Raw genomic sequence first — 12,263 nt, forward strand, 5'->3', positions numbered from 1 at the left:
CGGACGTGCCGGCCCAGTCGGGGACCAAGGGGCCCGGAGCCAAGGATCCCTCGGCCTTCCGCACCATCGGTGAAGTCTCCGCCGAGCTTGGCGTCGCGCAGCATATCCTGCGTTACTGGGAGAGCCGTTTTCCGCAGCTGAAGCCGCTTCAGCGGGCTGGCAACCGCCGCTATTATCGCCCCGAAGACGTCGAGCTCGTGCGACGCATCCACTCGCTGCTGTCGCACCAGGGCTATACCGTCCGCGGCGTCCAGCAATTGCTGAAGGACAAGGCGCCCTTGCCCGAGCCGACCGAGCCGGACGAGGATCTAGTCAGTGCGCTGAAGCGGGTCCGGGCCGACCTCGTCGACGCTATCGGCGGGGACTAATCCGCTTTCCGGCCGGCGGGCGCTGGCGACCCGCTCCACTGCCTGCTCCAGGCTCACCCGGCTGACCCGCACCCCCGGCGGAAACGCGGTCAGCAGCCGCGAGGGGCAGGCCGCCGAAAGCATCACGAACGTGCCGCGGTCGCCCTGCCTCCGGACCAGTCGCCCGAACGCCTGCGCAAGCCGCGCCTTCACCACCCGGTCGTCATAGGCCGAGCCGCCGCCCGCCAGCCGCCGCGCGGCGTGAAGCACGGTCGGGCGCGGCCACGGCACCCGCTCCATCACCACCAGCCGCAGCGATTCGCCCGGCACGTCCACCCCGTCGCGCAGCGCGTCGGTGCCGAGCAGGCTGGAGCGGGGGTCGGCGCGGAACATGTCGACCAGGGTGCCGGTGTCGATCGGGTCGACGTGCTGGGCCAGCAGCGGCAATTGCTCGCGCGCCAGCCGGTCGGCGATCCGCGCCTGGACCACCCGCAGCCGTGCGATGGCGGTGAACAGCCCCAGCGTGCCACCGCCCGCCGCGGTGATCAGCCGGGCATAGGCATTGGCCAGCGCTGCCAGGTCGCCCTGCTTGACGTCGGTCACCACCAGCACCTCGGCCGCCGAGGCATAGTCGAACGGGCTCGCGGCATGGAAATGCGCCGGTGCGGCCGGCAGATGCGCGGCGCCGGTGCGGGCGTCGGCCACCTCCCAATGTTCCTCGCCCCCGCGCAGGGTGGCGGAGGTGACCAGCACCCCGTGCGCAGGCTCGATCACCGCCTTGGCCAGCGGCCGCGTCGGGTCGAGCCAGCGGCGCTGCAGCCCGATGTCGAGCTCGCGCCCTTCGACCCGGTCGACGTTCATCCAGTCGACGAAATCCGGGTCCGCGCTGCCGCCGATCCGGGCCAGCAGCTGGGTCCAGGCCCCGACCGCCTGCCCGCGCCAGTTGAGCCCGGCGATCGCCCCTTCGACCCGCGCCCGCGCCGCCGCATCGAGCCAGTCGGGCGCATCCTCCAGCACCGCTTCCAGCCGCAGCCGGAGCGCGGTCATCGGCCGTTGCAGCGATTCGAGCGCGACCAGGGCCGCTGCCGCCGCCTCGACCAGCGGCGCGTCGGGTTCGGCCAATTCGGTCTCCAGGCCGTAGCCCGCGTCCTCGGCCTTGGCGCGGGCCAGCACCGTGACGCGCACCGCCGCGAACAAGGCTTCCAGCGGCCCCAGCGGCAAGCCTTCGACCACCCGGCCCAGCCAGCCGTCGCCCGGCAGCAATCCGGCCGCCTGCACCGCCGCGTCGAGCGCCTGCGCGCCTTCCTCGTCGTAGGAGCAGACGTCCATCAGCCGCGCCGCAAGCCCGCGCCGCCGCCCGCGGGTGCTGCGCTCGGGCCCGATGATCCAGCGCCGAAGCTCGATCGTCTCGGCCCCGGTCAGCGCCACCGCGAAGGTCGAATCGGCGGCGTCGAACAGGTGGTGCCCTTCATCGAAGACGATCCGCTCGAGCCCTCCGCCCAGCCGCCCGCGCGCGGCGGAGATCATCACCAGCGCATGGTTGGCGATGACCAGGTCCGCCCCGCGGCTCGCGCGCTCGGCCTTTTCGATGAAGCATTTCCGGTAGTGCGGGCAGCCGGCATAGACGCACTCGCCGCGGCGGTCGGTCAGCGCGGTGGCGCCGGCCCGGCGGAACAGGCTCGGCAGCCAGCCGGGCAGGTCGCCGCCGACCATGTCGCCGTCCTTGCTGTAGGCCGCCCACCGCCCGACCAGTTGCGCAAGAATTGCCGCCCGGCCCGAGAAGCTGCCCTGAAGCGCGTCCTCGAGGTTGAGCAGGCAGAGATAGTTTTCGCGCCCCTTGCGCACCACGATGCGCTTCTTGCGCTGCTCCTCGTCGGGCACGATGCGCGCCCCTTCCGCGTCGAGCTGTCGCTGCAGCGCCTTGGTGTAGGTCGACACCCACACCGTGCCGCCGGCCTTTTCCGCCCACAGCGAGGCCGGGGCGAGGTAGCCGAGCGTCTTGCCGATCCCGGTCCCGGCCTCGGCCAGCAACAGGTTGGGCGCATCGCGGCGGTCGCGCGGAGCAAAGGCATGGGCGGCGGCGGCGGCGAAGGCGCGCTGACCCTCGCGGGTTTCCGACCCCGCGCCGGTCAGCTGCGCAAGCCGAGCCTCGGCCTCGCCATCGCCCAGCCTGACGATCCGCGCCGGCGGCCGCTCGGAAGCCTCCTCCCAAGCTTCGAGCCGCGAGAAAAGCATCCGCTCGCCCCGCTCGGGCCGCCGCAGCCGCTTGCCCACCAGGGGCGCCCAGGTCCAGCCGAGGCGGTGCAGCGAGGCGTTGACGCTCCACGCCCCTTCGCGCTCGGCCCAGCCCTCGTCCTCGAGCGTCGCAAGGAGCCGTTCGGCGATCTCCGGCAGCAGCGCCGCAGCGCTGGCCTCGTCGGCCGGGGCCTCCAGCCCCACGAACGCCGCCAACCCCGGCACCGTCGGCACCACGAACCGCGCCGGGTGAACGAAGGCAAACAGCTCCAAAAGGTCGAGCCCGCTGACCTCCGCATAGCCGAGCCGTTGCCCGGCAAGCGGCGCGTTCAGGAGGATATGCGGCGTGTCCGAAACCGCCCGGATCGCTTCCCCCCGCCCAGCCTCCCGCGCGCCGTCGGGGCCGACCAACCAGATGCCGGCATGGGACGCGTGAAGTGCGGGAAGGGAAAGAGGAGACGCCACTGCCGCTTATGTGGCGGCAGGGGAACGAAAGGGCAACGGAGATGCGATGAGCCGACCGCCCCTTGCCTTCGCACCTGCAACAACGCATTCGCTCCCCATGACCGACGATGCGATCCGCCAGGCTGCACTCGCCAACAAGACCTGGGTGTTCGAGGAAGCGCGCAAGCTCCTCGCGCGCTATCCGGACGGCAAGCCGGGCGGCGCGCCGATCGTGTTCGAGACGGGCTACGGTCCCTCGGGCCTGCCGCACATCGGCACCTTTACCGAAGTCCTGCGCACGACCTGGGTCCGCCGCGCCTACGAGACACTGACCGGCGGCACCGTACCGACCCGGCTGGTCGCGTTCAGCGACGACATGGACGGCCTGCGCAAGGTCCCGGACAATGTCCCCAACGGCGAGCTGCTGCAGGCCGCGCTGGGCAAGCCCCTGACGCAGGTCCCTGACCCGTTCGGTTGCCACCCCAGCTTCGCGCATCACAACAATGCGCTGCTGCGGCAATTCCTCGACCGCTTCGGCTTCGACTACGAATTCGTCAGCGCGACCGATGCCTACAGCTCGGGCCAGTTCGACGAGGCGCTGCGGCAGGTGCTGCGCCACTTCGACGACATCATGGGCGTGATGCTTCCCACCCTGCGCGAGGAGCGGCGGCTGACCTATTCGCCGGTGCTGCCGATCTCGCCGACCACCGGTCGCGTACTGCAGGTGCCGGTCCGGGTCGTCGATGCGGAGGCGGGCACCATCACCTTCACCGACGAGGACGGCAGCGAGGTCACCCAATCGGCGCTCGGCGGCCTTTCTAAGCTGCAGTGGAAGGTCGACTGGGCGATGCGCTGGGTCGCGCTGGGCGTCGATTACGAGATGGCCGGCAAGGACCTGATCGATTCGACCATCCAGTCCGGCAAAATCGCCCGTATCCTCGGCGCCCGCCCGCCCGAAGGCTTCAATTACGAGATGTTCCTCGACGAAAAGGGCGAGAAGATCTCCAAGTCCAAGGGCAACGGCCTGACGCTGGACGACTGGCTCAAGTATGGCGGCGAGCGGAGCCTCGAATTCTACCTGTTCCGCGAGCCCAGGAAGGCCAAGAACCTCCACCTCGGCCTGATCCCGCGCGCGATCGACGATTATTGGCAGTTCCGCGGCCGCTGGCCCGAGCAGCCGTCCGAGCAGCGCCTCGGCAATCCGGTGCACCACATCCACGGCGGCACGGTGCCGGAGCCGGCCGCGCTGCCGCTCGGCTTCGGGCTGCTGCTCAACCTCGCCAGCCTGCCCGGCGTCGCCGACAAGGACACCGCCTGGCGCTTCGTCCAGCGCTATGCGCCCGGCACCTCGCCCGAGAACGATCCCGAGCTCGACGAGCTGATCGGCCTTGCCGTCACCTATGCCCGCGATTTCGTGGTGCCGGGGCTCCAGCGCCGCGCGCCCACTGAAGCCGAAGCCGCCGCCCTGCGCGACCTCGACGCGATGCTTGGCCAGCTTGCCCCCGACACCCCGGCCGACGATATCCAGAACGCCGTGTTCGAGATCGGCAAGCAGCATTACGGCAAGGAGCGGCTGCGCGAGTGGTTCCAGGCGGCTTACGAGACGTTGCTCGGCTCCAGCCAGGGTCCGCGGCTCGGCAGCTTCATCGCGCTCTATGGTATCGACAACAGCCGCCGCTTGATCGCCGAAGCGCTCGCCTCCTGAGGCGCCGCCGTTCGTCGAACGGTCGTCCGATAGCGGGTTGACCGCCTGCCGCCGCTCGGCTCCACACGAGGCTTCGCAGGGGGTGCGTTTCGTGCAGGTTGATCAGGCGCTGGTCCTTGACCAGGTCACCAAGAAATACGGGGATTTTACCGCCGTCGATGCGCTGAGCTTCGCCGTCCGCACCGGCGAGGTATTCGGCTTTCTCGGCGGCAATGGCGCGGGCAAGACCACTTCGCTGCGCATGGTACTCGACATCATCCGCCCGACAGCCGGCAGCATCTCGGTCCTCGGCCGCGCGCCGGGCCGCGAGAATGCGCCCTTTCTCGGCTTCCTGCCCGAGGAGCGCGGGCTCTACCGCACCATGTCGGCGATCGACACCATCGTCTATTTCGGCCGCCTCAAGGGGATGACCGCCGGCGACGCCCGGACCGAGGGTCTCGCCTTGCTCGACCGCTTCGGCCTGTCCGCCAACGTCAAGTCGACCGTCGACAAGCTCTCCAAGGGCATGGCCCAGAAGGTCCAGCTTGCGACCGCCGTGGTGAACAGCCCCAGGCTGCTGATCCTCGACGAGCCCTTTTCCGGCCTCGACCCCGTCAACCAGGGCCTGCTGGAGGACGAGATCCGCCGCGCTTCGGCCAAGGGGGCGACGGTGGTCTTCTCGACCCACGTAATGCAGCATGCCGAGCGCCTGTGCGACCGGCTGCTGCTGCTCGCGCGCGGCGCCAAGAAATTCGAAGGCAATCTCGACGAGGCGCGCGCGCTGCTTCCGGCCCGGCTTACGGTGACCTCCCGCCAGTCGCTGGCCGGGGTCGCCGGGGTCGCCGACTGCACGCCGCAAGGCGAAGGCGACGCGGGCTGGCAGGATTGGGCGATCACGCTTCGGCCCGGCGCCTCGTCCGGCGACCTCCTCGAACATTGCTCGGCGACCGGGATCGCGCTGCGCCGCTTCGAGGAACGCCGCGCCAGCCTGCACGACGTCTTCCTCCACATGGTCGGAACCGAGGAGCCGGTGAAGTGAACAACGTCCTCCTCGTCGCGCTGCGCGAATATCGGCAGATCACCCGCATGCGCAGCTTCTGGCTGACGCTGCTGATCCTTCCCATCGCCTTTGCGCTCGCGCCGCTCACCCAGCGATTCATGGGTGACAGCGATCCAGACCGTGTGATGATCGTCGACCAGGCCGCCTTCGGCGCCGGCCGGCAGATCACGGAGCGCTTGCGCCTCGACGAAGATCGCCGGGCGATGAGCGACCTTGCCCGTTACGTGGAGCGCCACAAGCTGGCCGCTCCCGCCGACGAGCCCTGGTCGCGCAACGACCGCTGGTTCAGCGACGCCGAGGTCCAGCGCTTCGGCGCCGAGGGCGGGGTCACCGCGGCGCTCGCCCGGCTCAAGCCAGCAATGCCGGCGGACATTCCCGAGTTCGAGCGCCCCGAGCCCCGCTTCGAGATCGTCACCCCGCCGGCAGACTTCAGCCGCCTGCAGGGCCCCGCGCTCGACCAGCGGCTGGAAACGCTGCTTCGCCCGGGCGAAGGCAGCAAGGCCGAGCCGATCGACGTGGTGGTGATCATCCCCGCCGACTTCATTCGGACCGGCACTGCGCGGCTGTCCTCCTCGGGGCGGCCGAACACCCAGTTCGTCGCCATCGTGCAGGATGTGCTGACGCGCTCGCTTCGGCAGGTCCTGCTGTCGGCCGAAGGCGTTTCCCCCGATGTCGCGACCGCCGCCGCAACAGTGACCCCCAATCTCTTGATCGCCCAGCCGGTGCCCGGCAGCGGTGCGCGCGAGGCCCTGCTGGTCCGTTCGATCCTCCCGCTCGCAAGCTGCTACCTGCTGATGATGGCGCTGATGCTGTCGGGCAGCTGGATGCTGCAGGGCACCATCGAGGAGCGTTCCAACAAGCTGCTCGAAACCGTGCTCGCGACCATCAGCCCCGAACAATTGATGTACGGCAAGCTGCTCGGGACCGTGGCGGTCGGGCTGACCATGATCGCGGTATGGATCGGATGCGGTGCCTTTGCCGCCTTCGCCACGCAGGGCGCGATCGCGGACCTGATCCGCCCGGCACTCGCGCCGCTCACCTCATGGACCACGATCGCGGCGATGATCTATTTCTTCATCGCCGGCTATCTCGCCATCTCGGTGTTCTTCCTGGCGGTCGGCGCGATCAGCGATTCGATGAACGACGCGCAGGGCTATCTGATGCCGATCATCCTTGCGATCCTGCTGCCGATCACGATCCTGATCCAGGGCATCGTCGACGGCGGCAAGGGCATCGGGGTGACGATCATGACCTGGGTCCCGATCTGGACCCCGTTCGCGGTGCTGGCACGGCTCGGGACCGGCATCCAGGCGTGGGAAGTGATCGGCTCGGGTCTGCTGCTCGCCGCCTTTGTCGCGCTGCAGATGCTGCTGCTCGGCCGCCTGTTCCGGGCCAGCCTGCTCGCCCAAGGCCAGAAGCCGGGCCTGAAGGAACTCGCCGCACGGCTCGGGCGCCGCTCGGCCGAGGCAGGCTGAGGGCGCGCCCGCCCCCGGCCCCTTCGCTCAACCTGCCTTGGTCACCGCGATCCAGCGGTCGATCTTCTGCTCCAGCACCGCCAGCGGCAGCGCGCCAGTGTTCAGCACGTGGTCGTGGAAGGCGCGAATGTCGAACCGGTCGCCAAGCTCGCCCTGCGCCTTGGCGCGGAGCCGCTGGATGGTGAGCGAGCCGAGCTTGTAGGCCAGCGCCTGCCCCGGAATGGCGATGTAGCGCTCGACCTCGGCCGTTGCGTCGGTCCGGCCCATGTTGCTGTTGGCAAGCATGTAGGCAATCGCCTGGTCGCGGCTCCAGCCCTTGGCGTGAAGCCCGGTGTCGACCACCAGCCGCATTGCCCGCAACATCTCGTCCGACAGCGTCCCGAACCGCTGATAGGGGTCCTTGAACAGCCCCATGTCGTAGCCGAGCGTCTCGGCATAAAGCGCCCAGCCCTCGGCATAAGCGGTATTGCCGCCGAACCGCATGAAAGACGGCAGCGCTTCGTTCTCCTGCGCCAGGCTGATCTGGAAATGGTGCCCCGGCGAGCCTTCGTGGAGGTAGAGCGTGTTGATCCCCGGCGTGGTGCGGCTCGGAAGATCGTAGGCGTTGAAGTAGAAGACGCCCGGGCGTGAGCCGTCCGGAGTGCCGCTTTCATAGGATCCGCCCGCCTCGAACTTCTCGCGGAACGGCTCGTAGGGGCGGATTTCGAGCCTGGCCTTGGGCATGGTCGAGAAGAAGCGCGGAAGCTCGGCATCAACCTTCTTGCCGACCGCATAATAAGCGTCGGTCAGGGCCTGGCGGCTCTTGGGCTGGAACTTGGGGTCGGTCCGCAGATGCTCGAAAAAGGCGGCCAGGTCGCCCTTGAAGCCGACTTCGCGGCGGACCTTGTCCATCTCGCCGCGGATCCGCGCCACTTCGCTAAGCCCAAGCTGGTGGATCTCCTCGGGCGCGATATCGAGCGTGGTCGAGGAGCGGACGAGATGGCGGTAGAGTTCGGGCCCACCCTTCATGCTCAGCAGGCCAACCCCGTCGCGGGCCGCCGGCAGATATTCGGTGCGAAGGAAATCGCGGACCCGGGTCAGTGCGGGCCGGATCTCGCCGTCATAGGCCGCGCGATAGGCCGTGGTCAGCCGAGCGCGCTCCTCCACCGGGATCGATTCCGGGAACTTGCGCACAGGGCCGAGGTAGCTGTTCTCGGCCGGGGTCTGCTTCAGCTGTCCGTCGAGCTGCTCGATCATGTTGCGAACGGTCAACTTGGTATCGACCACCCCGCTCGCCATCCCCTCCCGCCACCGCAGGATCGCGCCGTCAAGATAGCGGACATAGTCCTTGTGGCGCTTGAGGTTGTTCTCATAGTCGACCAGCGTCTGGAACGGCGCCGCCCCCTGCCCGCTGGCGAAGGTCGGGTAGAAGGTGTGGAAGCCGAAGAAATGGTTCATCGGCCGCACCCGCGTCAGGGGCAGCAGGTCCGCGCCGTAGCCACGCAGCGTGTCCTCACTGGTGAACTTGAACACGTCAAAGGCGATCGCATCGGTCGGGGTCAGCCGGGCCCGGTCGATCGTGCCAAGCGCTGCAAGGTCGCGCTCGGCGGCCGCCTTCTCGCCCGCGAAATAGGCGTCGGAGATGTTGTCGCCGAGCCGGTCGGCATAGCGCATGTCCCCGCGCAGCAGGGCACTCAGGGGATTGCGGCGCAGGCTCGCCTCGTCGCTTTCCTTGAAGATCGCGAACAGCCGCTCGTGCTCGGACTGCGCCGTCGCCGCGGGTCGCGACGCGACTGGAGGGGCGTCGACAACCGTCAACGGGGCGGTCGCGGTGCAGGCACCGAGGGCGAGCAGGCTTGCGCCGAGCAGCAGGAAGCGACGGGTCATGGCGGGCTTATACTCGCAAGGCGTGCAACAGGTGAGGTCGCGAAGAGAACCTCACTCGATCCCTGTCAACAACGCTCCCACCAACCGCCGGGCCCCGTCTACCAGAAGAAATCCCGGATGCGGTCGAGTACCCTTCCCGTGCGCAGATCCACCAGCAGCACGTCGCCATGGTAGCGCACCCAGCGATAGCGACCGCTGACGGGCGGAAGGCTGTAATAATAGGGATCGAGGATCCAGTAGCGGCTGGCATAGTAACGGGCCGGAAGCCGCCAGCCGATGTCATACTCGCGATAGCGCCAGCCGAACGGATCGACGTAGATGCTGAGGTGGAAGCGCGCGCGGTCGTGGTCGCGGTGACGCCGCCAGTCGTAGCGGCGGTCCTGCCGCCACTCGCGCCGCCAGCCGTCGCGCTCGATCCGGTCGCGGCGCAGGCCCTCGGCCGCGATGCGGTTGCGCAGGTCGCCTGCTGCCACGGTGCCGGGAGATACGACGCGCGAAGGCTGCGTGACCGTCACCGGCGTCGGAATGGCGTTACCATAGACCGGCGATCCAGCGGTCGGCGGGACGTCGCGGTTGCGTCCCCGGCGCTCCCCGCTTCCACCGCGCCAGCCACCGCCGGCGGCACCGTAAGCACGCCGCTCGGGGCTTGCGACCTCTCCCCCGCCGGACCGTGGCTCGTCGCGGCGCGGCCGTGGGGCCGTGGCCGTCACCGCGCGCACGGGGTCGGGAGCAGCATCGTGCCGGGGAGGAGGCGCCTGCCGAACCGCTTCGGCATCGCGCGGTCGCTCGCGGGGCTCGGCCCAATCGGATCGCGCCGGGCGAGCGGCCGCGTCGACGTCACGGTTCTGCCGTTCCGCGCGGGCGCGGGACCCGGGGGAACGCGACCCCTCGGCCTGTTCATTCACGCCGTCGGGCTGGGCCACGGCAGCGGTAAAGGAGCCGGACGAAGCGGTGAGCAGCAACAACGACAACAGGGACAAACGCATGATCGTGACCTCTCGGAGCCAGGTTGAAGCGATCTTCACTCCAGTCGGCTGACCGGTAGATTAACGCGGAGGCGAAACGATTTCCGGCGTCTGCGGAGGGGCGGGCGGCGTCGGCGAGGGCTCCGGGGCGCCTGCTCCGGCGACCCGCTCAATCGCCCGCCGCAGCCGCGGTTGCATGCCGCAGGCGCAGCGATTGGGAAGCGCGTCGATCTGCTCCGCTGCAGGCCGCGGGCTTTGCTGCAGCAGGGCCGCCACCGCGCAGGTGAAGCCAGGCAGGCAGAAGCCGCACTGGATCGCGTCCTCGGCGATCAGCGCCAGCGTCAGCGGGTGGTTGGCCAGGCCCTCGATGGTGGTGACGTCCGCCCCTTCGAGCGTTCCGATGGCGAGGGTGCAGCTCAACGCCGCGCTTCCGTCGACGATCACCGTGCATGCGCCGCACTGGCCCGTCCCGCCGCAGCCCTGCTTGGTCCCGGTCAGGTTGGCCGCGTCGCGCAGCGCCCACAGCAAGGGGGTCGCGGGATCGAGCGCGAATTCCAAAGCCTGACCATTGACCCGCATCCGCGCCATGAGTGCGGCATCTAGCCGTGGCGGCGCGATGCTGCCAAGTCGTCAGGCGTGATGACGGACAGGCAAGGCATCGACACCGAATGGGGCCGGATCGGCTGCACGACGCGGGGCAGCGGAGGCGTGCCGCTGCTGTTCCTGCATGGCGTCGGTTCGGACCGAAGCGCATGGGATGGCCAAGTAGACGCGTTCGGCGCGGAACGACTGGCGATCGCCATCGACATGCCGGGTTACGGGAACAGTGAACCCGGTCATCTGGAGGTCGAAGGCCGCAAGGACTTCGCCGCCGCCGCCTTGGCGGTGCTGGACGCGCTTGGGGTCGAACAAGCGCATGTGTGCGGCCTCAGCCTTGGCGGCGTCATCGCGCTGGCCATGACGTCCATGGCACCGACGCGCGTGGCGAGCGTGGTGCTCGCCGATACCTTTGCCCGGCATCCGGAGGGCGAGGCCATCCTCGAACGCTCGCTGGCCGGCGCTGCGTCGCTGGGCATGGCCGGGCTGGCCGACAGTCGGGCCGACGCGCTGCTTGCCCAGCCGGCCGATCCCGCCGTCCGGCGCGAGGTGGTCGACACCATGTCCCGGATCGACCCCGCCGCTTACGCGCGGGCGGCGGAAGCGGTGTGGCTGGCCGACCAAAAGCACGAGGCCGCCACGTTGTCGTGCCCGGCGCTGATCCTCTACGGCAGCCAGGACCGGATCACGCCGCCGGCGCTGTCCGAAGAGTTGAAGTCGCTGATCCCGCACGCCGGATTGATCGAGATCACCGGCGCGGGTCATCTTCCCAATCTCGAGCAGCCGGCGATCTTCGACCGCGTGCTGGCGGCCTTCCTCGCTGATGTGGAGCGCTAGGGAGCGGCAGTCGTCCGCCTGCGTTACCCCGCCATGCCGTGGCAACCGCAGCAAAGAGATCGCAAGAAGGCCATCGGCCTGGTGGTCCTGCTCCATCTCGGTCTCGGCGCGGCGCTGCTGCACGGTCTTGCCGGTGAACCGTTGCGCCGCGCGCAGGAGGCGCTGACCACCTTCAACGTCCCGCCGCCCGCGCTGCCCGAGCCGGAGCCCCCGCCCGAACGACAGGCCCCGGCCGAGGCGCGCGAGGAAGGTGTGACGGACCTCGCCGCCCGTCCAGCGCCGGTCGTCCAGCCCGTCCCCGAGGTACGGCTGCCCACGCCGCCGACCTTGCGAACCGCGGACGAAGAGGCGCCGGTCACCGGCACCGCACCCAGCGCGGGCGCCGGACGGGTCGCCGGGCCGGGTGGCGGTTCAGGCGCCGGTGGCGACGGATCGGGGGGAGGCGGAAGCGGCGGCGCGGGGTCCGGCGGGATCGGCAGCGAGGCGCGGCTGCTGTCGGGCAACCTGTCGCGTGGCGACTATCGCCGGATCCGCGGCTTTGGCGCCCCGCGCGGGTCGGCGGTTCTGGCGATCGAGGTCAGCGCGTCGGGACAATTGACGCGCTGCCTACCCTTCTCCTCGTCCGGCAATCCGGCGCTCGATGCCGAACTGTGCCGCCTGCTTGGCCGGACCCGCTGGGAACCAGCACGGGATCGCGGAGGCAATCCGGTCCCGGTCGCGCTACGCTATGTCGCGACCTGGAACCGCGACTGA

The 12,263-nt window shown here is 69.6% G+C and carries 10 protein-coding genes; 6 read left to right on the forward strand and 4 right to left on the reverse strand.

What is annotated here, in order from left to right; genetic code table 11:
- Positions 1-5 precede the first annotated feature (5 nt).
- Positions 6-368 carry a MerR family transcriptional regulator gene (locus GGQ97_RS01840; RefSeq protein WP_168067373.1) on the forward strand — a complete coding sequence of 121 codons (363 nt, stop codon included), beginning with the start codon at positions 6-8 and terminating at the stop codon, positions 366-368.
- Here the strand turns inward: GGQ97_RS01840 and GGQ97_RS01845 are convergent.
- Complete coding sequence (locus GGQ97_RS01845; protein WP_168067374.1) at positions 309-3,047, reverse strand: helicase C-terminal domain-containing protein; 2,739 nt, start codon at positions 3,045-3,047, stop codon at positions 309-311. The two genes, GGQ97_RS01840 and GGQ97_RS01845, sit on opposite strands and share 60 nt — an antisense overlap.
- 97 nt (positions 3,048-3,144) lie before the next feature.
- On the opposite strand from GGQ97_RS01845, the gene GGQ97_RS01850 reads away from it, so the two are divergent.
- From GGQ97_RS01850 to GGQ97_RS01860, 3 genes are all read left to right on the forward strand, one after another.
- A complete protein-coding gene (locus GGQ97_RS01850; protein WP_168067375.1) occupies positions 3,145-4,731 on the forward strand; it encodes a lysine--tRNA ligase in 1,587 nt (528 codons plus the stop codon).
- Between the two features lie 91 nt (positions 4,732-4,822).
- Complete coding sequence (locus GGQ97_RS01855) at positions 4,823-5,749, forward strand: ATP-binding cassette domain-containing protein (RefSeq protein ID WP_209022772.1); 927 nt, start codon at positions 4,823-4,825, stop codon at positions 5,747-5,749.
- On the forward strand, positions 5,746-7,245 hold the full coding sequence (locus tag GGQ97_RS01860; protein WP_168067376.1) for an ABC transporter permease: 1,500 nt from the start codon (positions 5,746-5,748) through the stop codon (positions 7,243-7,245). Before GGQ97_RS01855 ends, GGQ97_RS01860 begins: the two co-directional genes overlap by 4 nt.
- A 27-nt stretch (positions 7,246-7,272) precedes the next feature.
- Here GGQ97_RS01860 and GGQ97_RS01865 read toward each other — a convergent pair whose 3' ends face one another.
- The 3 genes from GGQ97_RS01865 to GGQ97_RS01875 all read right to left on the reverse strand — a co-directional run bounded on the left by GGQ97_RS01865 (position 7,273) and on the right by GGQ97_RS01875 (position 10,664).
- Positions 7,273-9,111, reverse strand: a complete 1,839-nt coding sequence (locus GGQ97_RS01865) for a DUF885 domain-containing protein (RefSeq protein WP_168067377.1) — start codon at positions 9,109-9,111, stop codon at positions 7,273-7,275.
- 98 nt (positions 9,112-9,209) lie between these two features.
- Complete coding sequence (locus tag GGQ97_RS14145) at positions 9,210-10,097, reverse strand: RcnB family protein (RefSeq protein WP_209022773.1); 888 nt, start codon at positions 10,095-10,097, stop codon at positions 9,210-9,212.
- 60 nt (positions 10,098-10,157) lie between these two features.
- Positions 10,158-10,664: a (2Fe-2S)-binding protein gene (locus GGQ97_RS01875; protein ID WP_168067378.1), complete on the reverse strand. Its 507-nt coding sequence runs from the start codon at positions 10,662-10,664 to the stop codon at positions 10,158-10,160.
- 51 nt (positions 10,665-10,715) lie between these two features.
- Between GGQ97_RS01875 and GGQ97_RS01880 the strand changes: the two genes are divergently transcribed.
- Together GGQ97_RS01880 and GGQ97_RS01885 are read left to right on the forward strand one after the other, a co-directional pair.
- On the forward strand, positions 10,716-11,510 hold the full coding sequence (locus GGQ97_RS01880; RefSeq protein WP_245198012.1) for an alpha/beta fold hydrolase: 795 nt from the start codon (positions 10,716-10,718) through the stop codon (positions 11,508-11,510).
- 81 nt (positions 11,511-11,591) lie between these two features.
- A complete protein-coding gene (locus tag GGQ97_RS01885) occupies positions 11,592-12,263 on the forward strand; it encodes an energy transducer TonB (RefSeq protein ID WP_168067380.1) in 672 nt (223 codons plus the stop codon).

The sequence above is a fragment of the Sphingomonas kaistensis genome, from assembly GCF_011927725.1.
In the GTDB taxonomy this organism is placed as follows: domain Bacteria; phylum Pseudomonadota; class Alphaproteobacteria; order Sphingomonadales; family Sphingomonadaceae; genus Sphingomicrobium; species Sphingomicrobium kaistense.